We start from the raw sequence: 25,379 nt of genomic DNA on the forward strand, positions 1-25,379 counted from the left end.
CTCAGTGGTTGCGGCCTCATATTCATGGCCAGCAGGTGTGTATTGTTACCAATGAAACCATTGCGCCGCTGTACCTCGAAAAGGTAAAGGCTGCTTTGGATGGCCTGACGGTTTCCTGCGTGGTATTGCCTGATGGCGAAGCCTTCAAAACACTGGAAACCCTGTCACTGATTTTTGATCGCCTGCTGGAAGATCGCCACAACCGCACCACCACCCTGATTGCACTGGGAGGCGGCGTTGTCGGTGATATGACGGGTTTTGCCGCAGCGTCCTATCAACGCGGTGTCGATTTTATCCAGGTGCCAACCACGCTGCTGTCCCAGGTGGATTCTTCCGTGGGCGGGAAAACCGGGGTAAATCACCCTCTGGGTAAAAATATGATTGGCGCTTTTTATCAGCCCAATGCCGTCATTATCGATACCGATGTGCTGCAAACCCTGCCGCTGAGAGAATTGTCTGCCGGTATTGCGGAGGTCATCAAGTACGGCCTTATTGTCGATGCTTCATTTTATGGTTGGCTGGAAGAGAGTATCGAGAAGCTGATGACGTGTGATGTTGAGGCCATGGCTTATGCCATTGAGCGTTCCTGTCAGTGCAAGGCCGATGTGGTAGCGCAGGATGAGCGGGAGGGAGGTATTCGCGCGATACTCAACCTCGGCCACACCTTTGGTCATGCGATCGAAACTGCTCAGGGGTATGGCAGTTGGTTGCACGGCGAAGCGGTTGCGACGGGAATGCTGATGGCGGCAGATCTCTCTGCGCGTGAAGGCAGTATTGATGTCGCTGAAGTGGAGCGATTGCGACAGCTGTTAGTGCGTGCTCAGCTTCCCGTCAAAAGTCCGGAAGGCATGACTGAGGAAGAGTTTCTCGGGTTGATGGCGGTAGACAAAAAAGTGCTGGATGGGCAGTTGCGGTTGGTGCTGCTGGAAAGTATCGGTAAGGCTGTGGTTACCAAATCTTTTTCTCTGGATCATCTCAAGCAAACCCTCGCCGCCTGTTAGAGTTTTATCAAAGCAGGGATGTATTTTCAGTGTCACTCTTTTTTGTAGCGTCCCTTTTTCAGTAGAGGCGCTTTCTCTGTCACGACGCCTTATGCCATAAAGTGGCACAAGGCTTGCTCCGTAATTCATACATGTCTGAGTCGTGAGTATTTATTGGCGCATAAAGTTTCTTTGTTTCAACTATTGGCCTAACTCCGCGAAAAATCACCCTTTTGAAGGCTGAAAGTGCATTGTTTTTACTTTGCGGCCTGCAAATCAGTGTGACAAGATGCGTAGAATTGGTGCGTCCAGCTGGTTAAGGTGGCGCTAACGTATCTGTCTCTGGGAAGGAGTGCTGGCTGTCATGGGGTTCGCAAACACTGCAGGTGAGGTTGCGTCTTCATCTTTGGATTATTGGGAAGCCTTTGCATTGGCGTTTGACCCTTTTGATCCGTCTTCGGATAGCTCATCCGATACTATTGAATTTTACTCTGGCGGCCAGCGTGAGCAGGTGCTTGATCAGGTGGCTCACTTATCTCAGTTCAGTGCCAGCGTTGTGGTGGTTGCCGGAGAGCGAGGCAGCGGCCGGACAACGCTGAAAAATCAGTTGCAACTGCTGTTGGAAGAGCGTTTTAAGCTCGCCGATATCACAGCGGACGCAATGACTGAGCCGGAGCGTATTTTTGGGGATATCGCTTTTGCGCTGGGCTGTGAGGTTTCGGGTAACGCCAGTGCCGGAGAGATTATTTCCGCTATTCGGCACGAGTTGTTGCACCAGCAGGATGAGCCTTTGTTGGTGTTGCTCGATGATGCCCACCGGCTGGGGGATGCTGTCCTTAGTGCTCTGGTGAGCTTGTTGCAATCCTCCCGTCAAGATGACGAATTGCCATTTCAGGTGGTGATGTTTGGCGACTTGAATTTGATTGGTCGTCTGGATGGTTTTGGGATGGTGGACATTTTGCTGCACGACGTCGTGTTGCCGCCGCTGTCTGAAGAGGCGATGGCCGATTACCTGCTCTTTAAGCTGGAAGCGGCCGGTTGGGAAGGTGATTTACCTTTTGATGAGGATGAACTCAACAGCTTGTATGGTGGGTCAGGGGGTATTCCCGGAGCTGTCCATCGGCCGGCTAGAGAGCTGTTGATTGAAAAGAGGCCGTCGCAGGTTGCCTCCCCTGCCGAGCGCAGTCTGGGGTTGCCGGTTGGGCATATGTTCAGCCTGGTGGTGCTGTTTGGTGTCTTGCTGATGGCGTTCTTTTATAAAGATAGTTGGTTGGGTGGTGATGAGCAGCAGTCTGACGATCAGGTTGTATCTTCTGGTGAGGCTGTCGAAAGTCGGCAGGTTGTTGAGCGAACCGCGACATCAGTAAAAATCCCGCTGGGTGCTGGCTCTGATGGTGGAGCTGGTGTTCAGGGTGGCGAGCCTGCTGTGGCTGGCTCGGACTTCCGATCTGAAACGGCGTCTGTTGAATTGCCTCTCACACCGACAGACCCTGTGCCAGGGAGTTCTGGGTCGGAGAGCAAAGAGACAGAGAATTCAGGGGTAGAGACCTCAAAGCCTGAAAAGCTCTCGTCCAGCTCGGCACCGGCACCAGTAGCGTCGGGTAGCAGCGAGGCTGTTCAAGATGCGGCTGTTCCAGGTGTGGCTGAAGACTCGGCTGCTATACTGGGGGCGGCTGAGCCGCAGGGAGGGGCTGAGGTTCAGTTGTCGTCCGACGAACGCTATCTGATGTCCCTGGCTGCTACGCGCTATGTGTTGCAGGTCATGGCTGCCAGTTCGGAGCCGGCAGTAAAGGCTTATATAAAGAGACAGAAGAATGAACAGGCTTTGCGGCTGTTTACTTCCAGTCGGTCTGGTAAGCCGTGGTATGTCGTGGTGGCCGGAGATTACCCCACTGTTGATGCTGCTCGTCAGGGAGTGGCCTCACTGCCGGATGAGCAAAGAAAAGCGGGTCCCTGGCCCAGACGTGTTGGGGATGTACAATCGAATATCAAAGAGTATCGAGGCATTTAGCAGCACTATCGCGACAGTAAGGCTCTGCCTTTAAGGGGTGCCCCTTACTAAACTTGCCAACCTGAGCGCAAGCGGGTAATATTCTGCGCCCATTTGCCAAGGAGCCCCTCAATTAGACAGGGGCTTTTTTGTCTCAGGCCTGATCATAAAGGTTTGAGCCCTTGATAAAGATTTTTGTTGGATTACTGAGAGACCGCCTATGAGCACTGGCCTCTACCAGATAGACGAATTTAAAGATAACTGTGGCTTTGGCCTGATCGCCCATTTAAAAGGTGAGACCAGCCATCGTCTGTTGAAAACAGCCATTGAGTCACTGACTTGCATGACTCACCGCGGCGGGATTGCTGCCGATGGTAAAACCGGTGACGGTTGTGGCCTGCTACTGCAAAAGCCTGATGGCTTCCTGCGCAAGGTGGCCAAGGCTGACTTGGGTGTCGATCTCGCTGACACCTACGGCATTGGATCTATCATGCTGTCGCCCGACGAGGAGGTTGCGGCTGCGGCGCGTTCTATCGTTGAGGAAGAGTTGCAGGCTCAGGGCTTAAAGGCCGTCGGCTGGCGGACAGTCCCGACGAATACGAGCTGTCTAGGCCCCATTGCGATGGCGTCGCTGCCTCAGTTTTCCCACCTGTTTGTGGAAGCCGATGCGGAATATTCCCAGCAGGAGCTGACTGCGCGCTTGTTTATGGCTCGTCGTCTGACTGAAAAACGCCTCGCTGAAGATAAAAGCTTCTATATTGCCAGCCTCAGTGCCACGGTCATTTCCTATAAAGGCTTGATGATGCCTGTGGATCTGCCGAAGTTCTTTTTGGACTTGGCCAATGATGAGCTGGAAACCGCAATTTGCGTGTTCCACCAGCGTTTCTCTACCAACACCACGCCTCAGTGGCCGCTGGCGCAGCCGTTCCGTATGCTGGCGCACAACGGCGAAATCAACACTGTGATGGGTAACCGCAATTGGTCCGTGGCTCGCACGCCGAAATTTCAGACCGATTTGCTGCCAGATCTGGCATCCATTACGCCTCTGGTTAACCGCACCGGTTCCGACTCTTCCAGCCTGGATAACATGCTGGAAGTGCTGCTGACAGGTGGTATGGAGCTGCACCGCGCTGTGCGCATGCTGGTACCCCCTGCCTGGCAGAATGTGGAGCACATGGATCCGGATCTGCGCGCTTTCTACGAATACAACTCCATGCATGTGGAGCCGTGGGATGGCCCGGCCGGTCTGGTAATCACCGATGGTCGTTATGCGGTATGTACTCTGGATCGCAATGGCTTGCGTCCGTCTCGCTGGGTGATCACCAAAGACGATTTCATCACCGTTGCTTCAGAGGTCGGCACCTACGATTACAAGCCTGAAGACGTGGTAGCCAAAGGCCGTTTGGGGCCTGGACAGATCCTGTCCGTCGATACCCAGACTGGCGAGCTGTTCCATACCGAAGACGTCGACAAGCTGTTGAAAGGCAGCAAGCCTTACAAGCAGTGGTTGAACGAAAAGGCGACTCGCATCGAGACAACTCTGGGTGTTGAAGGTGCCGATGAGCCTATGGCTCGCGAAGACCTGAAAACCTACCTGAAAATGTATCAGGTGTCCTTTGAAGAGCGCGATCAGGTTCTGCGCCCGCTGGCCGAAGCTGGTCAGGAAGCTGTGGGTTCCATGGGTGATGATACGCCCATGGCCGTCCTGTCGGCGAAAGAGCGCAGCGTTTACGATTATTTCCGTCAGCAGTTTGCGCAGGTCACCAACCCGCCAATCGATCCGCTGCGCGAAGCGATTGTGATGTCGCTGGAGACCTGTATTGGTCGCGAGCTGTCTGTCTATGATGAAACCGACGCTCACGCTGACCGCATCATTCTGACTTCCCCAGTGCTGTCGCCTGCCAAGTATCAGGCGGTGTTGAATTGCGACCGTCCTGGCTATGAGTCTCAGGTCTTTGATCTGAGCTACGATCCGTCGGTGAAAACCCTGGAGCAGGCCATTCGCGATCTGGTCGAGGATGTGGCTGCGGCAGTTCGCAGTGGCAAGGTCTTGATGGTGTTGTCCGATAAGGTAATTGAAGAGGGCAAGCTGCCGATTCATGGCCTGTTGGCAACCGGCGCGGTGCATCACAGTCTGACTCAGAGCGGTCTGCGTTGCGATGCCAACATTATTGTTGAAACCGCCACTGCGCGCGATTCTCATCATTTGGCTGCACTGATTGGTTACGGTGCGACTGCCGTTTACCCGTACCTGAGCTATCAGGTGATTAACGAATTGATTGATACCGGCGAACTGCTGGTGGATGCCACTTCCGCTTACACCAACTACCGTAAAGGTCTGAATAAAGGCCTGCTGAAAATTCTCTCCAAGATGGGGATTTCCACGGTAGCGTCTTACCGCGGTGCGCAGTTGTTTGAAGCGATTGGCCTCAACAGTGCTGTGATTGATCTGTGTTTTGCCGGTACCCCGAGCCGAGTTCAGGGTGCGGGCTTTGAGGATCTGGAAAAAGATCAGAAAGCACTGGCGAAAACGGCGTGGCAAAAGCGCAAGCCTATCACTCAGGGCGGCTTGCTGAAGTATGTCCACGGTGAGGAGTATCACGCGTTCAATCCGGACGTGGTTCAGGCGCTGCAAAAAGCGGTTAAAAGCGGCGACTACTCAGCCTGGCGCGATTACGCCGAGCTGGTGAATTCCCGTCCGACCGCCACGTTGCGTGATCTGCTGGCTTTGAAAGAAGGTGTGCAGCCGATCAATGTTAACGAAGTTGAGCCGATGGAATCCATCGTGCGTCGCTTTGACTCGGCGGCCATGTCGCTGGGTGCATTGTCTCCGGAAGCCCACGAGGCGCTGGCTCAGGCAATGAACACTTTGGGTGGTCGCTCTAACAGCGGTGAAGGCGGTGAAGATCCTGTGCGTTTTGGTACCAACAAGGTGTCCAAAATCAAGCAGATCGCTTCCGGTCGTTTTGGTGTCACGCCTCATTATCTGGTCAACGCTGAAGTGTTGCAGATCAAGGTTGCTCAGGGCGCCAAGCCCGGTGAAGGTGGACAGTTGCCTGGCGGTAAGGTCAACAACCTGATTGCCCGTCTGCGTTATTCTGTGCCTGGGGTGACATTGATTTCACCTCCGCCGCACCATGATATTTATTCGATTGAGGATCTGGCTCAGCTGATCTATGACCTCAAGCAGGTGAACCCGAGCGCTCTGGTCTCGGTGAAGCTGGTGTCACGTCCGGGCGTTGGTACCATCGCTGCTGGTGTGGCCAAGGCCTACGCTGACCTGATCACCATTTCCGGCTATGACGGTGGTACAGCAGCGAGTCCGCTGACGTCCATTCGCTATGCTGGCTCCCCGTGGGAGCTGGGCCTGAGTGAAACACATCAGACCCTGCGAGCTAACGACCTGCGTGACAAGGTTCGGGTACAGACCGATGGTGGTCTGAAGTCCGGTCTGGATGTGGTGAAGGCTGCAATTTTGGGTGCCGAGAGCTTCGGCTTTGGTACCGCGCCGATGGTGGCGTTGGGTTGTAAATATCTGCGTATTTGCCACCTGAACAACTGTGCGACAGGTGTTGCGACTCAGAACGAGAAGCTGCGTGATGATCACTATATTGGCACGGTTGATATGGCGATTAACTTCTTCAAGTTCGTTGCAGAAGAAGCGCGTGAGTGGATGGCTCGTCTGGGTGTTCGCTCGATTGAAGAGCTGGTGGGTCGCGTGGATCTGCTAGAGCGTATCGAAGGGACTACTGACAAGCAGGCCAAGCTGGATCTGAGCCCGATTGTGTACACCGATGAGCTGCTCGACAGTAAGCCGCAGATTTGTGCGGTTGAGCGCAACACGCCTTACGACAAAGGTGAGTGCGCCGAGCGTATGGTAAAAGAGCTGTTGCCAGCGATTGAGGCGAAGTCCGGAGGCGAGTTCAGCTTCCATATCACCAACTGTGACCGCTCGATTGGTGCGCGTATCAGTGGTGAGATCGCCAAGCGTCACGGCAACCAGGGTATGTCCGATGCGCCGATCAAGTTGAACCTCACCGGCATTGCCGGTCAGAGTTTCGGTGTCTGGAACGCCGGTGGTCTGGAGCTGTATCTGGAAGGTGATGCCAACGATTATGTCGGTAAGGGCATGGCTGGCGGCAAGATTGTTCTGCGGCCGCCACAGGGATCCGAGTTTGCTTCCAACGAAACCAGCATCATGGGTAACACCTGTCTGTACGGTGCAACCGGCGGTAAATTGTTTGCAGCCGGTAGCGCAGGCGAGCGCTGTGGTGTGCGTAACTCCGGCGCCAATGTGGTTGTTGAAGGCGCGGGCGATCACTGTTGTGAGTATATGACTGGCGGTATTGTCACGGTTCTCGGCGATACCGGTGTCAACTTCGGTGCGGGTATGACCGGAGGATTTGCCTATGTTCTGGATCAGAACAACACCTTCGTCGACAAGTACAACCACGAGTTGATTGAAATCCATCGCATTAACCGTGAAGCGTTGGAAGCCCATCGCAATCACCTGCGCGGAATCATCGAAGAATTCGTTGCGGAAACCGGAAGTGCCTGGGGGCAGAAGTTGCTCGACAACTTCGATGACTACATCGGTAAATTCTGGTTGGTTAAACCAAAAGCTGCTGGCCTGGGTCAGTTGCTGGATAACGTCAAGCAGCGCGGCGAATAAACCGCGCGGCTCCGTTGTCCCGGACTTTAGTCGCTGCTGGGCACCAGCAGCGCAGTTGAACAAAAAGCCCGTAGGTTTAACGGCAACAAACGCAATTTAGAGATAGAGCTTATGGCTGACCGTTTAAAAAACAACTTTCAGTTTTTGGATGTGGGTCGAGAGGATCCGAACAAAAAAGCGATCGAAACTCGCAAGGCCGAGTTTGTCGAAATTTATCAGCCGTTCAGTGAAGAGCAGGTTGCCAATCAGTCTCATCGCTGTTTGGAGTGTGGTAACCCCTACTGTGAGTGGAAGTGCCCGGTACACAACTTTATTCCGAACTGGCTGAAGCTGATTTCCGAAGGCAATATTTTTGAAGCGGCTGAGCTGAGCCATCAAACCAATACCTTGCCGGAAGTGTGTGGTCGCGTGTGTCCGCAGGATCGTCTGTGTGAAGGCGCTTGTACCCTGAACGACGGTTTCGGTGCAGTGACCATCGGTAATGCCGAGAAATACATCACCGACACCGCCTTCGCCATGGGCTGGAAACCGGACATGTCGTCCGTTGTTTGGACCGATAAAAAGGTTGCCATCATTGGTGCCGGTCCTGCGGGGCTGGGTTGTGCTGATGTGCTGGTTCGCAACGGCGTGAAGCCAGTTGTCTTTGATCGCTATCCTGAGATCGGTGGTCTGCTGACATTCGGTATCCCCGAATTCAAACTGGAAAAATCGGTTTTGGTTCGTCGTCGTGAAATCTTTACCGAAATGGGTATTGAGTTCCGCCTGAATACCGAGATTGGTAAAGATGTGTCCATGGAAGAGTTGCTCGGCGAATACGATGCTGTGTTCATGGGTATGGGTACCTACAATTACATGAAAGGCGGTTTCCCGGGTGAAGATCTGCCGGGTGTCTTTGATGCTCTGCCGTTCCTGGTGTCCAACGTCAATCGCAACCTGGGATTTGAAAAAGATCCCGCTGACTTTATCAGCGTAGAAGGCAAGAAAGTTGTTGTTCTGGGTGGTGGTGATACCGCTATGGACTGTAACCGTACTTCTATTCGTCAGCAGGCGGAGTCGGTGGCTTGCGCTTATCGTCGTGACGAAGAAAACATGCCGGGTTCCAAGCGCGAAGTGGCCAACGCTCGCGAAGAGGGTGTGGAGTTCTTGTTCAACCGTCAGCCTATCGCCATCGTGGGTGAAGACAAGGTTGAGGGTGTGAAGGTCGTGACTACTCAGCTGGGTGAGGCGGATGAGAACGGTCGTCGTCGTCCTGAGCCGATTCCGGGCAGTGAAGAAATTCTGCCGGCGGATGTGGTGCTGATCGCCTTTGGTTTCCGCCCGAGCCCTGAACCCTGGTTCGCCGATCACAAAATCAATGTGAATGACTGGGGCGGTGTGGAAGCGCCAGAGGCGCAGGAGTTTAAATTCCAGACCTCCAACCCGAAAGTGTTTGCCGGTGGCGACATGGTTCGCGGTTCTGATCTGGTGGTGACCGCCATCTGGGAAGGTCGTGAAGCGGCTGACGGTATTCTGGACTATCTGGATATCTGATTCCTATTCCCTCTCGGTTTAGAACCGGATTAGAAAAAGCCTCGCTCTCGCGGGGCTTTTTTATGTCAGTCTGAATAGTCAGGTAAGCTTGGCGGCAGCCTGGGGTGTTCGCAACTGATCTATCATGTTCGAAGCTTATCTGCCGTGTTCATAGATCTCGCCGAGGGACTTGGCCGTTCAGTTCGCGTACAATGCCCGCATTTCCGATTTGTACAATCTTGATCGGTGGTACTGAGTTTTTATAGGCTTACCGAATTAAGACCAACGGCATTCAGAGGCTCCATGACCGAATTAAAAAATGATCGTTTCCTTCGTGCACTGCAAAAGCAGCCTGTAGACAAGACACCTGTATGGATGATGCGCCAGGCTGGACGCTATTTGCCCGAATATCGCGCCACCCGTGCTGAAGCCGGCGACTTTATGAGCCTGTGTCAGAACCCGGAAAAGGCCTGCGAGGTGACCTTGCAGCCGCTGGATCGCTTTCCACAACTGGATGCGGCCATTTTGTTCTCGGACATCCTGACCATTCCCGATGCCATGGGGCTGGGCCTGTACTTTGAAACCGGCGAAGGGCCGCGCTTCAAAAAGACGGTGCGAACGGCTGCTGATATCGAGGCCCTGCCCGTACTGGAGACCCAAAAGGATCTGACCTACGTCGTCGATGCGGTATCCACCATTCGCCGTGAACTGAACGGCCGCGTGCCTCTGATTGGTTTCACCGGCAGCCCCTGGACGCTGGCGACCTATATGGTCGAAGGCGGTTCATCCAAAGACTATCGACGCACCAAAGCGATGCTCTACGATCAGCCGGACGTGTTTCATGTGCTGCTCGACAAGCTGGTACTGTCGATCACGGATTATTTGAATCAGCAGATTCTGGCGGGCGCCCAGGCGGTACAGATTTTCGATTCCTGGGGGGGAGCCCTGAGTCACAACGCCTATCAGGAGTTTTCACTCAAGCCCATGCAGCGCATCATTGATGGTCTGATTAAAGAGCACGAAGGCCGTCCTGTGCCGGTGATAATGTTCACCAAGGGTGGCGGTCAGTGGCTGGAGTCCATGGCGGATTCCGGTGCTACTGCACTGGGGCTCGACTGGACTACGGATATCGGCGCTGCCCGTGCCCGAGTCGGGGATCGGGTTGCTTTGCAGGGAAATATGGATCCTGCTGTGCTTTATGCACAGCCTGAGCGCATTCGGTCAGAAGTGGCCACGATTTTGCAGGCTTACGGACAGGGATCGGGGCATATTTTCAATTTGGGTCACGGTGTGACTCCCGAGGTGAATCCGGCTCATGCAGGGGCGTTTTTTGAGGCTGTGCATGAGTTCTCCGCCAAGTATCATCAGACAGAAGGCTAGTTGTTGAGCGTAGTCGGTTATTAAGAAAATGTTGTTTAGCCCGACTTGTTACTATAATAGGAGTATTCTGTAGAGAAAATCCGCGATCTGTTGCTGATTTACCCTCCTGGGTGAGCTGTCCGGTTAGGTAGGGTGTTTAGTTACTTTTCGCGTATTTCATTATTTAAAGTGTGAACCGATACACTAGGACTCGGCACAGGGGTCTGTATACTCAGGCGAATTAGCGTTTTGAGATAACAGAGGGCGTGCCGAATGAGCGACGGGGCGGTTGCAGTGGGCGTAAAACAAGTCAAAGTAGACGTTAACGAGGTCACCATCGGCATGTTCGTGTCGGGGCTCGATCGTCCGTGGACTCAAACGCCATTTCCCCTGCAGGGCTTTTATGTTCGTGAAGCGGAAGAAATTCGTCAATTGAAAGCTCATTGTCGCCATGTCTATATCGATGTGGCTAAAGGCGCAGGTCCTGTTGCTGCCCGTCTAAAAACCATTTCCAAAGAGCCTCAGCGCAAAGGTGTTCGAGCCACCCGATCCAGCAAAGTCAAAATAGACGTCTCCCCGCTCAAGATCCGCCGCGATGTTTACAAAAATCAAACGCCTCTGAAAAAAGAGGTCAAGCACGCCCGAGAACTTCATAAGACGGTATTTAAGTCTATTGGTGAGGTGATGCAGCAGCTTGGCAGTGGCGAGGGCGTCCCGGTACAGGAAACCAAGCGCGTCGCCAGTGAGATGGTCGACAGTGTGCTGCGCAACCCCGATGCCTTCACATGGCTGTCTCGGGTGAAAGAAGCGGATGAGCACACCTACAGCCACTCGGTGCGGTCTGCGGTGTGGGCTATTATTTTCGGTCGTCACGTGGGCATGGCGAAAAAAGACCTCGATACTCTGGCGATGGGTGTTTTGTTGAAAGACGTTGGCAAAGCCAATATTGATCGGGCCCTACTGAACAAATCCCAGCGAACTCCAGCGGAAGAAAGTGAATATGAGCGCTTTGTGGAGATCGGTGTCGAGATTCTGCGCCAGACCCCCAATGTCGAACCCAAGGTGATTTCGGTGGTAAAAACCCACTGCGAGCGGGTGAACGGCAGTGGGTTCCCCCAGCAGTTGCGAGGCGACAAAATCCCTTTGCTGGGTAAGATCGCCGGAATCGTGACCTTCTACGACGATGTCACCAATCCTCGGGGTGAAATGTATCCGCTGGCGCCTTCCCGCGCGGTAGCCAAGCTTTACGATCGGCGTGACAAAGAGTTTCAGGAAGAGCTGGTGGTGGAGTTCATCCGCGCTATTGGCTTATACCCCACCGGGACGTTGGTAGAGCTCAATACCGGTGAAGTGGCGGTGGTGGTTGAACAGAACTTCGAGCGCCGGTTGAAACCTAAAGTGATTATTGTTCTGGACGCCTGCAAAGAGCCATTGTCGAAACATATCACGCTGGACCTGGCGGAAGATGATCGTCGCAAACAAGCGCTGGTCGACAGTGGTAAAAAGCGTTTCGATGAGGTGGAAAAAATCGAGATTGCTCAGGATCTGGAGCCGGGCAGTTTCGATGTGGATATTCAGAAGATCCGTGATGATTATCTGTTTGCCAGCGTTGAGAAAAAAGGGCTGTTTTCTTTCCTCAAGCGGCGGTGATTGTCAGTCAGATCTGATTTTCAAATACATTATTCAAATAAACAAAAAAGGCGCATTTATGCGCCTTTTTTGTGTTTCCGGGGCTGTGCTTCCGGGGGGTGCGTATCAGCGAATCGAGCCCATTTTCTCGCCCATTAGCGTGGCGGAACCGGCGGTGAACTCCTCGCTCCATTCCATCGCCTCTTTGCCAAACAGCACAATCGCTGTTGAGCCCAGCTTGAAGCGACCCATCTCATCACCGGTGGCATAGCTGAGGTTCTGGCTGCCATCATAGTGTGTCGTGCGGATGGTGCGTGGCTCGGGAGTCACCTGTCCAGCCCACACGGTTTCAATGCTGGCGACAATCATCGCGCCGACGAGTATTACCGCCATGGGGCCGGCTTCGGTGTCGAACAGACACACCGCGCGCTCGTTGCGGGCAAACAGACGCGGCACATTCTCGGCGGTGGTGTCATTGACGGAAAACAGGTCGCCCGGCACATGAGTCATGCTTTTCAGGGTGCCGCCCAGGGGCATATGCACCCGGTGGTAGTCGCGGGGTGACAGATACACCACGGCAAACTTGCCGTCTTCAAACTGTTTGGCCGTTGCCGCATCGCCACCCACCAGTTCCTGCAAGTTGTAATCCTGCCCCTTGGCCTGAAAAATCCGGCCGTGCTGAATGTCGCCAATTTGGCTGATGGCGCCGTCAGCGGGGCATACGACGGCGTTGCTTTCCTCGCTGATGGGGCGGGCTTCCGGCTTTAAGGCGCGGGTGAAAAAGTCGTTAAACGTGCGATAGGCGCAGGGATCCGTCTCCAGAGCTTCGTCCATGTTGACGTCGTAGCGGTTCACAAACCAGCGGGTGAACGGGTCTTTGATCCAGCTGATGGAGGTGTTGGCTAGCCAGCCCGCCATGCGGGACAGAATGTGTTGGGGGACAAGGTACTGAAATGCAATAAAGAGTCTGTCTTTCATATCGGGGTCTTAAAAGTCATGTGTGATAGAAAAATGGGTGGTAAAACTGGTGGTAAAAAATAAGTACAAAGCGATGAGCCGCTATCGATCCTGATCCAGTGTGGAGAGGATATAACGGAAGCTGGCCATGCGCACCGGGCTGATGTCGCCGCTTTCCAATGCCTGTTGAATGGCGCAACCGGGTTCCGACTGGTGGGCGCAGTCTCGAAACTTGCAGTGGCCGAGGAAAGGGCGAAATTCCACAAACCCTTCCAGCAGGCTTTGCTCGTCCATATGCCAGAGGCCGAATTCTCGAATCCCCGGCGAGTCGATCAGGTGACCACCGGCCGGAAAGTGAAACAGGTGCGCGGTGGTGGTGGTGTGGGTACCCTGCTGGCTGATTTCGGAGAGCCCGCCAACCTTGAGGTTCTCGTTCGGCATCAACATGTTAATCAGCGAGGATTTGCCAACACCGGACTGGCCCACAAAGACACTGGTGTAATGGGTGAGATAGTCGATCAATTCGGCCAGTCCCTCTTCGGTCTTGGTCGATACATTCAGCCATTCGTAACCCAATCCCTGATAGCGATCCTGCAGGGTTTGCAGACTGTCGCGGTTGTTGTCATCGATGCGGTCGATTTTGTTGAGCAGGATAATCGGCTGTATATCGAGCGTCTCGGCGGCCACCAGATAGCGATCAATCAGATTGCCATAGGGTTCCGGGTAGGGAGCGATAACGATGAGAATGCGGTCAATATTGGCGGCCACGGTTTTCATGTCGCCATACGGGTCGGGGCGACTCAGCTGCGAGTGGCGCTCCAGTACAGCAACAATGACCCCCAGAGGATCGCCGCTGCGCCAGACTACATTGTCACCGGTGACCAGAGAGCCTAGATTGGCGCGCATATGACAGCGCTGTACTTGACCCTGATTGTCTCCGTCCGTGGCCTCCACCAACACCTGAGTACCATAGTGGGCAATTACCAGGCCGTGCTGTTCGGGGCCCAAATCGCCGTCTTCAATCTTTTCCTGAGCTTTTTCTTCCCGCTTGGTGGCGCGCGCGGCGCGTTCATCCTGCACTTTCTGGATGCGCCAGGCCTGGCGTCGGGTCAGTTTACGTTTGCTCATGAAGTGGCTGCCAGTGGTTAGCTGCTATGTCGTTAGCTGTTATAGTGAAGTATGAATACAGATCGCGTGAAAACTTGTGGCATTGTAGAGGATTTAGAAGCTGAAGTAGCGCATTTAGAGGTTTTAAGTAACGGATTTAACAATTATGAGTAATGAACAAAATAAAGATGACCGCCTGATCTGGATAGATCTGGAAATGACCGGTCTGTTGCCGGATTCCGACGTAATCATAGAAATCGCCACCATCGTCACGGATGCCGAGCTCAATGTGCTGGCCGAGGGGCCAGTGCACGCGATTCATCAGTCCGAAGCGACTATGAATGGCATGGATGAATGGAACACCCGCCAGCATGGCAAGTCCGGTCTCACGGCGCGGGTACTGGCGAGCGATGTCAGCACGGAGCAGGCGGAGCAGGCCACCATCGATTTTTTGGAAAAGTGGGTGCCGGCGGGCAAGTCACCGATCTGTGGCAACTCCATCTGTCAGGATCGGCGCTTTTTAGCCAACTATATGCCCAAGCTGGAAGCCTACTTTCACTACCGCAATCTGGATGTGAGTACGCTGAAAGAACTGGCGCGCCGCTGGAAGCCAGAGGCGCTGGAAGGGGTTAAGAAATCCGGTGCCCATTTGGCACTGGATGACATCAAGGATTCCATCGAAGAGTTAAGACACTACCGCAAAACGTTTATTCAGCTGTGATGCTGCCGAAGCCAATTGATAAGGACGTCATTGCGAGGAGTCGTAGACGACGCGGCAATCCATGTGTGGCAGTGCTTAATGGGCAATGTGCTGGCAATGGATCGCTTTGCTCGCGATGACGTTAGAGTGGGTATCAAAAGCTGTGGGGGGATTTCCCGTTAGCGGCTTGTTTAGAGCAAATATTAGGTATTGTAAACATCCAGTACCAGCCCCCAGGCGTTGTGCGGCTCGGGGACATCCCAGTCGCTGTAAACGGCATCCAGCTTTTTGAAGTAGTGATCGGCGACCTTGCGGAAGGTGGGGCGCCCGGGATCGGTTAGCAGGACTCTCTCCACGCCAGCGTCCATGGCTCGTTGAATTAACTGTTTGACTGGGGGGACGAGGCTGTCCCAGAAACAGATGTCGGCGCCGATGATCATATCGAACTGCGTCAGCTGTTCCACGGTAATGTCTTCAAAGCGCATTTGAATAGTATCAACCTCAACGCCGTTGAGAGCCGCGTGGTGCTCCAGATAGGGGAAGACGCTGTCATCGGCGTCCAGCGCAATCACTTCGGCGTCGAATGTTTTCGCACAATAGATGCCACCCAATCCCCAGCCGCAGCCCAATTCAAGAATACGGCAGCCCGGGTCAGGCGGGCATTCCGACAGATAATCCATCAGCAGAAACGTCGATTTCCAGAATTTGTTGCCATGCAAGCTGGCGTCACCCCCCTCACGTTTCAGACGGCGGATATCCGGGTGACTGTTTTTGAGAATCTGCAGGCCAAACGCGTCGCGGGAGTGTGGCGAAGCCTGTGGTTCTGAAGGTTGTTTTCTTGAGGTCTGAGTAGAAGGCTGCTGCTGTGTTTGTGTCATGTACGGCTGTTTCCCTCGTGCGATTGGCGATGAAACTTAGGGGTTGCGCGGTGCCTTGATCTTGCGGCGCCGGCGGCGACCCGGATTGGCGTGTTGCTGCAGGGCCCACTGAACATGTTCCTGCACCAGCTCTGAAGGGTAATCGAGTTTCTGTTGCAGGGCTGTGACAACCGTCTCGCTGGTGGGGGCATTGCCGAGCCCCACGGCGAGGTTGCGCAGCCAGCGTTCATAGCCGATGCGGCGAATGGCCGAGCCTTCGGTATTTTTCAAAAACTCTTCTTCGCTCCACTGAAACAGCGTGGACAAGTCGCTGCGATCCAGCTGATGCCTTGGGGTAAAGCTGTCTTCCTGAGAGAAAGACGCGTACCGGTTCCAGGGACAAATAGCCTGGCAGTCGTCGCAACCAAACACCCGATTACCCATCGGTTCGCGGAACTCTACGGGAATGGCCCCTTTGTTTTCAATGGTCAGATAAGAAATGCAGCGCCGGGCGTCCAGCTCGTAAGGGCGTGGAAAGGCGTCGGTGGGGCAGACTTTCAGGCACGCCTGACAATCGCCGCAGCGATCGTGTTCCTCGCTCGTGTCCACTGGCAGCGGCAGGCTGGTATAGACTTCTCCGAGAAAAAACCAGCTGCCGGCCTGACTGTTTAATAATAGCGTGTGTTTCCCCACCCACCCCAATCCGGCTTTGGCGGCCAGCGGGCGCTCCATCACGGGTGCGCTGTCGACAAATGCACGCTGTTGAAGATCATGGTCTGCCGTGTCAGAGGATGAGATATAAGGTTCTACTGCCTCTTCGATGCGTTTCGCCAGTTGGCTCAAGCGTTTGCGAATCAGTTTGTGGTAGTCGCGACCGAGAGCGTAGCGGGAGACGTAGGCTTTCTCGCCGTCTTTCAGAATACGAATCTGATCGGTGTCCGCGGGCAGGTAGTCCAGTCGCGCGCAGATCACTCTTTGGGTGCCGGGCAGAAGTTCATCCGGTCGCGAGCGCTTGTTGCCGTGCTCGCCGATCCAGGCCATGTCGCCCTGATAGCCTTTATCGAGCCAGGCTTTTAAACGCGGCTCCTCATCGCTCAGGTCGGCGTCGGCAATGCCTATCTGCTGAAAACCCAGTTCCCGCCCCCAGCGTTTGATGTCTGCGGCCAGATCGTCGAGAAATTGTGTGGGAAGCGCAGGAGTCGATGAAACCATGAAATCACAAGTCTGTTAAAAGCCTTCAGTCTGAAGCCTTGGGGTGCGGTAAGTGTGTATAATTCTCCCATATTTAACCGAATTTCGAGAGCCCTACATGTCAGACGGATCATCCACTACTGTTGCTGCCCCTTTTACCCGGGTTTTACCGGCGGATCTCTACCGCGCAGAGCAGGTGAGGGAGCTGGATCGCTGTGCCATAGAAGAGCACGGCATTGCCGGTATTCATTTGATGAAGCGCGCCGGACGTGCAGCCTTCTCGGCCCTGCTGGAGCGCTGGCCCGAGCCGGAGCAGGTCACCGTCTTGTGTGGCGCTGGCAACAATGGTGGTGATGGTTACGTGATCGCCGCGCTGGCCGCACAGCGTCGCATTCCGGTGACGGTGATCTATGTGGCCGATCCGGATAAGTTGCAGGGCGATGCCCGCACCGCGTATGAATTTGCCCGCCGCGAAGGCGTCATTATGCAGCCACTGCAGGAGAGTCAGGGGTTCAGCGGTGTGGTAGTGGACGCGATGCTCGGCACCGGACTGAACGGTGACGTGCGCGAGCCGTTTCAGCAGGCGATTGAATGGTTGAACAATTCCGGTCAGCCAGTACTGGCAGTCGATATACCCTCTGGCTTGTGTGCCGACACCGGTCGGGCGTTGGGGGCGGCAGTGAAAGCGGATGTCACGGTCAGTTTTATTGGTTTGAAGCAGGGGCTGTTGACCACTCGCGGACCAGCTTTAACCGGGGAGTTGCTGTTTGCGGATTTGAATGTGCCGGAAGAGGTGTTGCGCACCCAGATTGCCAGTGTGGAGCGACTGCAGCTCAGCCAGTTGTTAAAACAGCTGCCTGATCGCGACGGCGATGCTCACAAAGGCAACTTTGGTCATGTGATGGTTATTGGTGGCGACAGCGGCTTTGCCGGTGCAGCCGCCATGGCCGGGGAGGCCTCGGCGCGAATGGGGGCGGGGCTGACCAGTGTTGCTACCCAGCCGGAGCATGTTGCTGCCATCATTGCCCGTCGGCCGGAGTTGATGGTGCTGGGCGTGTCGTCAGGACAGGTACTGGAGTCGTACCTGGATCGTCCTTCGGTCTTGGTGTTGGGGCCGGGTCTGGGACACACACCCTGGTCGGAACAGATGCTGAAGCAGGCTGTGGCCAGTGGTTTGCCAATGGTACTGGACGCCGATGGTCTGAATTTGCTGGCGGAAGGTCGCGTCATTCCCAATACCAGCCAGCGGGATAACTGGATTCTGACGCCGCACCCGGGTGAAGCGGCGCGATTGTTGGGGTGCTCCACGGCTGAGATTCAAAAAGACCGGTTTGCGTCCGCACAACAATTGCAAAAACGTTTTGGTGGCACGGTTCTGTTGAAAGGCGCTGGCACCGTGATTGCCGCTGCGGATGGCAGTCTGAGTGTGGCCAATGTGGGCAACCCGGGCATGGCGTCCGGAGGCATGGGAGATGTGCTCAGTGGTGTGATTGGCGGTTTGTTGGCTCAGGGGCTGGAACCCTGCGCGGCGACCAAACTGGCGGTGTGTCTGCACGGCACGGCGGCGGACTTGGCCGCTGATGAAAACGGCCAGCGGGGCTTGCTGGCGACCGATTTGTTGCCGTACCTGCGTCAGTTGTTGAACAGCCAGCTGGCTTAATAAAGTAGCGCTTAAACAGTTTAGTGCTTGTAATAATGCAGTCGCGTTAATCGGGAATGGGTTGTGGCTCTGGAAAATCTTTTAGCGGAACATTTTTTAGCGGACGAGGCGGCCACCGTGGCTGCCGGTCAGGCGGTGGGCCTGGCGGCAGAGCAAGGAGCGGTGATCTTTCTGCAGGGTGATCTGGGCGCAGGCAAAACCACTTTCAGTCGGGGAGTGTTGCGCGCTTTTGGGCATTCAGGCGCGGTTAAGTCACCCACTTATACGCTGGTTGAGCCTTACGATTTCGGATCGCGGCAGGTGTATCACTTCGATTTGTATCGCCTGGGGGATCCGGAAGAGCTCGAGTATATGGGGATTCGGGATTATTTCACCGAGCAGGCGTTATGCCTGGTGGAGTGGCCAAGCCGGGGTGAAGGTTTTTTACCTGCAGCCGATGTGCTGGTGACCTTAGAGGTGGAGGCGCCTGGTCGCCGCATCCGTATTCAGACAAATACCGAGCGCGGGCAAGCGCTGGTCGGGAATATTGCCTGGGGTGGGTAATCAAGGTTGGGCGGTTCTTCCCTCGCCAATTTTGCAGCCAGCCCTTTTAACGGTTCGAATTTGGCGGTAATTTAGTCACTGGTGATTTTTAATACAATGGCATGAGAGCCTGTTAAGCTTGTATCAGGGAACTGGCAGCAGCAGGGAATTAGCAACAGGGAAACATAACAAACGTTGAATAGATCATAAACGTTGAGCACGGTGACCCAGGAGATGATGGCAGTTGGCAGAGTGAAAACAGGTGTCTATATAGGCGGCCATACAGATATGGGCGGTCATACAGATAGCCATGCCGTTATGGGGGCAGGGTGGCAGAGCGTGACTCGCAGGATTCTGTTGATGTGCGCTATTCTGTTGCTGTCTGGTCTCGGGCAGATTACCTATGCGGCCGTACAGGTGGAAAGTGTTCGTCTGTGGCGGGCTCCGGACAGCACGCGTCTGGTATTTGATCTCAGTGATACGGTACAGCACAAGCTGTTTACTCTCTCCAACCCTTCTCGTTTGGTCATCGATATCGAAAATACCCGTTCGGGTACCAGCTTCTCCGAGCTGCCTTTAAAGGATACCCCCATTCGCGGGATTCGCAGTGCTGAGCGCAACGGCAAGGACTTGCGAGTGGTGCTGGATCTGTCCGCAGCCATTAAGCCCAAGAGTTTTGTGCTGCCGAAACACGGTGACAAAAACGACCGTCTGGTGATCGATTTGTTTGATCGCGACAAGCCGGTGGAGAAAACCGTCGAACAGCTGGTCAGCACTCATCAAGGCAAGCGCGACATTATTATTGCGATCGATGCCGGACATGGGGGTGAAGATCCCGGAGCGTCAGGTCCAAAGATTAAAGGACGCCATCTGCGGGAAAAAGACGTGGTGTTGTCCATCAGCAAGCAGTTGGCGGATATGATCAACGCCGAACCGGGTTATCGTGCCGAGCTGGTGCGCACCGGTGATTATTACATCCCGCTGCGCAAGCGTCGGGACATCGCCCGGGAGAAACGAGCTGATCTGTTTGTCTCGATTCACGCGGATGCCTTTAAAAACCCTCGGGCCAGTGGCGCTTCGGTTTTTGCCTTGTCTCGCAGTGGTGCCACATCAGAAACAGCCCGTTTTCTGGCACAGCAGGAGAACGAGGCGGATTTGATTGGCGGTGTGGGTGGCGTCAGTCTGGACGATAAAGACGAAGTGCTGCGCGGTGTGCTGGTGGATTTATCCATGACCGCAACCTTGGGTTCCAGTCTGCAAGTGGGCGATAAGGTTCTGAAATCCATGGGGACATTTGCCCATCTGCACAAACATCAGGTGGAGCAGGCGGGGTTTGCGGTACTGAAGTCACCGGATGTTCCCAGTATTTTGGTGGAAACCGGTTTTATTTCAAACCCGGGTGAAGCCAATAAACTGAACAGCTACGCCTATCGGCAGAAGTTGTCGAGGGCTATTTTCAAAGGTATCAGACAACATTTTTACGCGTTGCCGCCAGCGGGCAGTTACGTGGCTTATCTCAAATACGGTGGTAAGCCGGTTGCTTCTTCCGCTAAAGAGCATGTGATTTCTCGCGGTGATACGCTCAGCGGTATTGCTCGTCGCTACGATGTGACAGTGAGCCAGATTCAAAAAGCCAACCGAATGTCCTCCAGTGCCATTCAGGTGGGACAAACGCTTAAAATTCCGGCGTCCTGAGTTTTCACCGGCGACCTTTATTTAACATTAGCTATACATTCTCAGCCGTTTGCCATCAACGCGTGCGGCGACAGGTTTCTCTATTTATGTCAAAAATCAAGTTACTCAGCCCCCGTCTGGCGAACCAGATTGCCGCCGGCGAAGTGGTTGAACGCCCTGCATCCGTGATCAAGGAAGTGTTGGAAAACAGTCTGGATGCTGGTGCCACCCGTCTCGATGTCGACATCGAAAGTGGCGGTATCAAATTGATGCGAGTGCGCGATAACGGCGGCGGTATCGATAAGGATGACTTGCCGCTTGCCCTCAGTCGTCACGCCACCAGTAAAATTTATCAGCTCGATGATCTTGAGGCCGTGGCGACGCTGGGATTTCGCGGTGAGGCGTTGGCGAGTATCAGTTCGGTCTCTCGTCTGACGGTGACCAGCAACACTGGCGAAGAGAGTAACGGTTGGTGCGCCAAGGCAGAAGGTCGCGATATGGAGGCCGATGTGGCTCCCGCCGCTCATCCGCAAGGCACCACGGTGGAAGTGCGGGATTTGTTTTTTAATACTCCGGCACGCCGCAAGTTTTTGCGCACGGAAAAAACCGAATTCAATCGTATCGAAGACAACATCAAAAAGCTGGCGCTGTCCCGTTTTGATGTGGGATTTAATCTGCGTCACAACGGACGGGTAATCCACAGCTGGCGCGCGGCTCAGTCCCAGGTGGAACAGGAGCGGCGCGTGGCGCAGGTGTGCGGTCCGGCGTTTATGGAAAACGCGGTGCACATCGACATCGAGCGTGGCGATTTAAAATTGTGGGGCTGGGTGGCCTTGCCGACCTTTTCCCGCAGTCAGGCTGACTTGCAGCACTTTTATGTCAATGGTCGGGCGATCAAGGATCGGCTGGTGACCCACGCTGTGCGTCAGGCGTATCAGGATGTGTTGTTCCATGGCCGTCATCCTGCGTTTGTGCTGTATCTGGAATTGAATCCGGCGACGGTGGATGTGAATGTCCATCCGACCAAACACGAAGTGCGCTTTCGCGACAGTCGCATGGTGCACGATTTTCTGTTTCGCAGTTTGCATCACGCTCTGGCCGAAGTGAGACCGAAAGATCAGATGCATTCGCCGTCCAATGATTTGTCCCTGCAGTCCACCGCACAAGTCAGTGGGGTGGAAGCCGGTGAGTTTAAGCAGCAGGAGAGTATGTCATTTCGTCCTTCAGCGGCGACAGCTCCTTCCATGTTTGGTGGCTACAGTGGCGCGAGCGCCTCGCCAGCGCAGGGGGTAAATGAACAACTGCCGGCCTATCAACAACTCTACGGTGCGCCTCAGGAGGCTCGGGCAGAGGCTGCGACGGCAGGCGGTTATCAGGGGGTTAATCTTGCCGAGCTTGAGCAATCCGACAGCGAGATTCCTCCGCTGGGCTATGCCATTGCGCAACTGAAAGGCATTTATATTCTGGCCGAGAATGCACAGGGGTTGATTGTGGTGGATATGCACGCGGCTCACGAGCGCATCACCTACGAGCGGATGAAGTTGGCGGTGGCCGAACAAGGTATTCAGACTCAACCATTGTTGGTGCCGGAGACCATTGCCGTGAGTCAAAAAGAAGCCGACTGCGCAGAAGAGCACGATGAAGTGTTCAAGTCGCTGGGTTTTGAAATGCAGCGTGCGGGACCGGAAAGCCTGCTCATTCGACAGATTCCCGTGATTCTGAACCGAGCCAATGTAGAGCAGCTGGTGCGCGATGTGCTGTCGGATCTGGTGGAATATGGTTCCAGCAAGCGCATTGACCACCACATCAACGAAATTCTCAGCACCATGGCCTGCCACGGTTCCGTGCGAGCTAACCGTAAACTCACGATTCCGGAAATGAACGCCCTGTTGCGGGACATGGAAGCTACCGAGCGCAGCGGGCAGTGTAACCACGGTCGACCGACCTGGGCGCTGCAAACACTGGATGAGTTGGACAAACTGTTTCTGAGAGGCCAGTGAGTGTGACCAGTGGCGAAGAACAGATGAAAAAACCGCTGGTGATTTTTCTGATGGGTCCCACGGCTTCAGGCAAAACCGATCTGGCCATTGCTCTGCGTGAGCAGTTGCCCGTCGACATTATCAGTGTGGATTCCGCCCTGGTGTACCGTCAAATGGATATCGGCAGTGCCAAGCCCAGCGCGGAAGAGCAGTCGCTGGCGCCTCATCGTCTGCTGGATATTCGCGATCCGGGTGAGCCCTATTCGGCGGCGGAGTTTCGTGAAGACGCGCTGCGGGAAATTCAGAGCATTGTCGATGCCGGGCGTATTCCGCTGTTGGTGGGCGGCACCATGTTGTATTTCAAGGCACTGCTGGAAGGCTTTGCTGATATGCCGGCGGCGGATCCGCAAGTCAGAGCCTCTATTGAGGCCGAAGCCAAAGAGCAGGGCTGGCCCGCCATCCATGAGCAGCTGGCAGCGGTCGATCCGGAGGCGGCGGCTGCCATTCATCCAAATCACTCACAGCGACTCAGTCGGGCTCTGGAGGTCTATCGGGTTTCCGGGAAGACCATGACCGAATTGCGTCAACAGCAGGATCGTCAGGCGCAGGATCTTCATCAGCGGTTTCAGGTGGTGCAGGTGGCAATTGCGCCTCACGACCGGTCGGTGTTGCACGAGCGTATCGCCAGGCGCTTTGAGTTGATGTTGCAGAATGGCTTCTTGGAAGAGGTGCAGCGTTTGTACGATCGCGGTGATCTTCACCCGGATTTACCGGCAATTCGCGCGGTGGGATACCGTCAGGTTTGGGAGTATTTGGCTGGCGAGTGCACGTATGACGAAATGGTGACGCGGGGTATCGTGGCAACCCGACAGCTCGCCAAACGTCAGTTGACCTGGTTGAGGGGGTGGGATCAGCTCAATTGGCTCTATACGGACACTGAAGACGGGCGATTTCGCAAAAAAACAGTTCTTATCAAGGAATTTTTGAACTTTTTACCTGAAACGACCCTATAATAGGGGCTGCACCTATAATTGTTAGGTACACAGTCAGTTTTTATAGTCATTTTTTATTAACGCTTACTTGCCGCCCGGCTGAACTTAGACGCAACCGGATTTAACGGCAGCTTGAATTGCTAGTCAGCAAAGGAGAACCATTATGTCAAAGGGGCATAGTCTACAAGACCCTTATTTGAACGTTCTGCGTAAAGAGCGTATTCCCGTGTCCATTTACCTTGTTAACGGCATCAAACTTCAGGGGCAGGTTGAGTCGTTTGACCAGTTTGTTGTTCTGTTGAAAAACACCGTCAGCCAGATGGTCTACAAACATGCAATTTCTACCGTCGTTCCTTCTCGCGCCGTACGTGTGCCAATGCTGAACCCTCAGGGTGAAGGCGAAGAGGGCGAAGGCTAAACTTTTGAGGTACCTCGTTGTTCTTTGATCGTCCTGACTCCGGTGAACTGGCTGTGCTGGTTCATCTGGAGTTTCCCCAGCATACCGATCCCGATGATCCCCGTGAATTCGAAGAACTGGTGTTGTCCGCAGGTGGCGACCCCGTTGATTTTATTACCGGCCAACGGTCCACTCCCCATGCTCGCTATTTTGTCGGTACCGGCAAACTGGAAGAGTTGAAGCAGTGCGTGCAATTGCACGAAGCAGATCTGGTGATCTTTAACCACAATCTTTCTCCCAGCCAGGAGCGCAATCTGGAGCAAGAGCTCAAATGCCGCGTTCTGGATCGCACTGGTCTGATTCTCGATATTTTTGCCCAGCGGGCACGTACCCACGAAGGTAAGTTGCAGGTCGAGCTGGCGCAGCTGCGTCATGTGTCGACTCGCTTGATTCGCGGCTGGACTCACCTTGAGCGCCAGAAAGGTGGTATTGGTTTGCGTGGCCCGGGTGAGACCCAGCTCGAAACAGACAGACGTCTGCTGCGTGGCCGTATTAAGGCTATTGAAAAGCGCCTGGAAAAGGTGCGCCGTCAGCGTGATCAGGGGCGCCGCTCCCGTCGCCGGGCCGAAGTGCCCACGGTGTCCCTGGTGGGTTACACCAACGCCGGTAAATCCACCTTGTTCAACAACATTACTAATGCCGGGGTGTATGCGCAGGATCAGCTGTTTGCAACGCTGGATCCCACCATGCGCCGTATATCGTTGCCCACTCTCGGACCGGCAGTACTGGCGGATACCGTAGGGTTTATCAGCCATCTTCCTCACCGGCTGGTCGAGGCGTTCCGCGCCACGCTGGAAGAGGCGGCGAGTTCAGACCTGCTCCTGCATGTGATTGATGCGGCGGCGGAAGAGCGATCCCGCAACATCGAACAGGTAGAGGAAGTGCTGCAGGAAATTGGCGCCGCCGAGCTGCCGCAACTGCGTGTGTATAACAAAATCGATCTGCTGGAGAGCTTTGCTCCCCGGCTGGATCGCGACGATGAAGGCAAGCCTGTGGCCGTCTGGCTGTCGGCTCATTCCGGTGAGGGCATTGATCTGCTGTTTGATGCGGTGGCCGAGCTGCTGGGGCAGGAGCGAGTGCTCGAAACCCTGTGTCTGGAGCCCTCTCAGTCCCGTCTGAGAGCCAAGTTGTACGAGTGCAACGC

At 54.7% G+C, this 25,379-nt stretch carries 18 protein-coding genes; 14 read left to right on the forward strand and 4 right to left on the reverse strand.

The genetic code is table 11. The features are described from left to right. The 6 genes from aroB to ACTG33_RS08605 all read left to right on the forward strand — a co-directional run. The coding region (aroB, locus tag ACTG33_RS08580; protein WP_439134793.1) for a 3-dehydroquinate synthase at window positions 1–1,001 on the forward strand (1,001 nt) is incomplete at its 5' end. Between the two features lie 343 nt (window positions 1,002–1,344). Further along, entirely contained in the window at window positions 1,345–2,991 is a 1,647-nt protein-coding gene (locus tag ACTG33_RS08585) for an AAA family ATPase (RefSeq protein WP_439134794.1), read from the forward strand. A gap of 199 nt (window positions 2,992–3,190) precedes the next feature. Beyond that, window positions 3,191–7,642, forward strand: a complete 4,452-nt coding sequence (gene gltB / locus ACTG33_RS08590; protein WP_439134795.1) for a glutamate synthase large subunit — start codon at window positions 3,191–3,193, stop codon at window positions 7,640–7,642. A 111-nt stretch (window positions 7,643–7,753) separates the two neighbouring features. Then, a complete protein-coding gene (locus tag ACTG33_RS08595) occupies window positions 7,754–9,172 on the forward strand; it encodes an FAD-dependent oxidoreductase (RefSeq protein WP_439134796.1) in 1,419 nt (472 codons plus the stop codon). A 282-nt stretch (window positions 9,173–9,454) separates the two neighbouring features. After that, window positions 9,455–10,531, forward strand: coding sequence for a uroporphyrinogen decarboxylase (gene hemE, locus ACTG33_RS08600; RefSeq protein ID WP_439134797.1), 1,077 nt, complete (start codon window positions 9,455–9,457; stop codon window positions 10,529–10,531). Between the two features lie 273 nt (window positions 10,532–10,804). Continuing rightward, a complete protein-coding gene (locus tag ACTG33_RS08605; RefSeq protein ID WP_439134807.1) occupies window positions 10,805–12,160 on the forward strand; it encodes an HD-GYP domain-containing protein in 1,356 nt (451 codons plus the stop codon). Window positions 12,161–12,265: 105 nt separating this feature from the next. On the opposite strand, the gene asd is transcribed toward ACTG33_RS08605, so the two are convergent. Both asd and rsgA read right to left on the reverse strand, forming a co-directional pair. Continuing rightward, a complete protein-coding gene (gene asd / locus ACTG33_RS08610) occupies window positions 12,266–13,117 on the reverse strand; it encodes an archaetidylserine decarboxylase (protein ID WP_439134798.1) in 852 nt (283 codons plus the stop codon). Between the two features lie 81 nt (window positions 13,118–13,198). Then, the gene (rsgA, locus tag ACTG33_RS08615; RefSeq protein ID WP_439134799.1) at window positions 13,199–14,224 is read right to left on the reverse strand and encodes a small ribosomal subunit biogenesis GTPase RsgA; all 1,026 of its coding nucleotides are present in this window, start codon (window positions 14,222–14,224) and stop codon (window positions 13,199–13,201) included. A 145-nt stretch (window positions 14,225–14,369) separates the two neighbouring features. Between rsgA and orn the strand changes: the two genes are divergently transcribed. Further along, window positions 14,370–14,924 carry an oligoribonuclease gene (gene orn, locus ACTG33_RS08620; RefSeq protein ID WP_439134800.1) on the forward strand — a complete coding sequence of 185 codons (555 nt, stop codon included), beginning with the start codon at window positions 14,370–14,372 and terminating at the stop codon, window positions 14,922–14,924. Between the two features lie 182 nt (window positions 14,925–15,106). Here the strand turns inward: orn and ACTG33_RS08625 are convergent, their stop codons facing one another. After that, complete coding sequence (locus ACTG33_RS08625; protein ID WP_439134801.1) at window positions 15,107–15,781, reverse strand: class I SAM-dependent methyltransferase; 675 nt, start codon at window positions 15,779–15,781, stop codon at window positions 15,107–15,109. 36 nt (window positions 15,782–15,817) lie between these two features. After that, window positions 15,818–16,972 carry a tRNA epoxyqueuosine(34) reductase QueG gene (queG, locus tag ACTG33_RS08630; RefSeq protein WP_439134802.1) on the reverse strand — a complete coding sequence of 385 codons (1,155 nt, stop codon included), beginning with the start codon at window positions 16,970–16,972 and terminating at the stop codon, window positions 15,818–15,820. 97 nt (window positions 16,973–17,069) lie between these two features. Between queG and ACTG33_RS08635 the strand changes: the two genes are divergently transcribed. The 7 genes from ACTG33_RS08635 to hflX all read left to right on the forward strand — a co-directional run. Then, complete coding sequence (locus ACTG33_RS08635; RefSeq protein WP_439134803.1) at window positions 17,070–18,611, forward strand: NAD(P)H-hydrate dehydratase; 1,542 nt, start codon at window positions 17,070–17,072, stop codon at window positions 18,609–18,611. Window positions 18,612–18,674: 63 nt separating this feature from the next. Further along, entirely contained in the window at window positions 18,675–19,154 is a 480-nt protein-coding gene (gene tsaE / locus ACTG33_RS08640; RefSeq protein ID WP_439134804.1) for a tRNA (adenosine(37)-N6)-threonylcarbamoyltransferase complex ATPase subunit type 1 TsaE, read from the forward strand. Window positions 19,155–19,451: 297 nt separating this feature from the next. Then, the gene (locus tag ACTG33_RS08645) at window positions 19,452–20,828 is read left to right on the forward strand and encodes an N-acetylmuramoyl-L-alanine amidase (protein ID WP_439134808.1); all 1,377 of its coding nucleotides are present in this window, start codon (window positions 19,452–19,454) and stop codon (window positions 20,826–20,828) included. Window positions 20,829–20,914: 86 nt separating this feature from the next. Continuing rightward, entirely contained in the window at window positions 20,915–22,807 is a 1,893-nt protein-coding gene (gene mutL / locus ACTG33_RS08650) for a DNA mismatch repair endonuclease MutL (RefSeq protein WP_439134805.1), read from the forward strand. 50 nt (window positions 22,808–22,857) lie between these two features. Then, window positions 22,858–23,799 carry a tRNA (adenosine(37)-N6)-dimethylallyltransferase MiaA gene (miaA, locus tag ACTG33_RS08655; RefSeq protein WP_439134809.1) on the forward strand — a complete coding sequence of 314 codons (942 nt, stop codon included), beginning with the start codon at window positions 22,858–22,860 and terminating at the stop codon, window positions 23,797–23,799. Window positions 23,800–23,941: 142 nt separating this feature from the next. Further along, window positions 23,942–24,196, forward strand: a complete 255-nt coding sequence (gene hfq, locus ACTG33_RS08660; protein ID WP_216095513.1) for an RNA chaperone Hfq — start codon at window positions 23,942–23,944, stop codon at window positions 24,194–24,196. 17 nt (window positions 24,197–24,213) lie between these two features. Then, a partial coding sequence (gene hflX, locus ACTG33_RS08665) for a ribosome rescue GTPase HflX (protein WP_439134806.1) occupies window positions 24,214–25,379 on the forward strand: 1,166 nt, incomplete at its 3' end.

This window comes from Pseudomaricurvus sp. (assembly GCF_965662505.1).
Classification (GTDB): Bacteria; Pseudomonadota; Gammaproteobacteria; order Pseudomonadales; family Cellvibrionaceae; genus Pseudomaricurvus.

Excerpts from the sequence above, each read along its gene's own strand:
- rsgA (WP_439134799.1), bottom strand. The coding sequence starts at position 14,224 with ATGAGCAAACGTAAACTGACCCGACGCCAGGCCTGGCGCATCCAGAAA.
- ACTG33_RS08585 (WP_439134794.1), top strand. The coding sequence starts at position 1,345 with ATGGGGTTCGCAAACACTGCAGGTGAGGTTGCGTCTTCATCTTTGGAT.
- hfq (WP_216095513.1), top strand. The coding sequence starts at position 23,942 with ATGTCAAAGGGGCATAGTCTACAAGACCCTTATTTGAACGTTCTGCGT.
- ACTG33_RS08625 (WP_439134801.1), bottom strand. The coding sequence starts at position 15,781 with ATGACACAAACACAGCAGCAGCCTTCTACTCAGACCTCAAGAAAACAA.
- ACTG33_RS08635 (WP_439134803.1), top strand. The coding sequence starts at position 17,070 with ATGTCAGACGGATCATCCACTACTGTTGCTGCCCCTTTTACCCGGGTT.
- queG (WP_439134802.1), bottom strand. The coding sequence starts at position 16,972 with ATGGTTTCATCGACTCCTGCGCTTCCCACACAATTTCTCGACGATCTG.
- asd (WP_439134798.1), bottom strand. The coding sequence starts at position 13,117 with ATGAAAGACAGACTCTTTATTGCATTTCAGTACCTTGTCCCCCAACAC.
- ACTG33_RS08645 (WP_439134808.1), top strand. The coding sequence starts at position 19,452 with ATGGGGGCAGGGTGGCAGAGCGTGACTCGCAGGATTCTGTTGATGTGC.
- mutL (WP_439134805.1), top strand. The coding sequence starts at position 20,915 with ATGTCAAAAATCAAGTTACTCAGCCCCCGTCTGGCGAACCAGATTGCC.
- miaA (WP_439134809.1), top strand. The coding sequence starts at position 22,858 with ATGGGTCCCACGGCTTCAGGCAAAACCGATCTGGCCATTGCTCTGCGT.
- hemE (WP_439134797.1), top strand. The coding sequence starts at position 9,455 with ATGACCGAATTAAAAAATGATCGTTTCCTTCGTGCACTGCAAAAGCAG.
- orn (WP_439134800.1), top strand. The coding sequence starts at position 14,370 with ATGAGTAATGAACAAAATAAAGATGACCGCCTGATCTGGATAGATCTG.
- gltB (WP_439134795.1), top strand. The coding sequence starts at position 3,191 with ATGAGCACTGGCCTCTACCAGATAGACGAATTTAAAGATAACTGTGGC.
- ACTG33_RS08595 (WP_439134796.1), top strand. The coding sequence starts at position 7,754 with ATGGCTGACCGTTTAAAAAACAACTTTCAGTTTTTGGATGTGGGTCGA.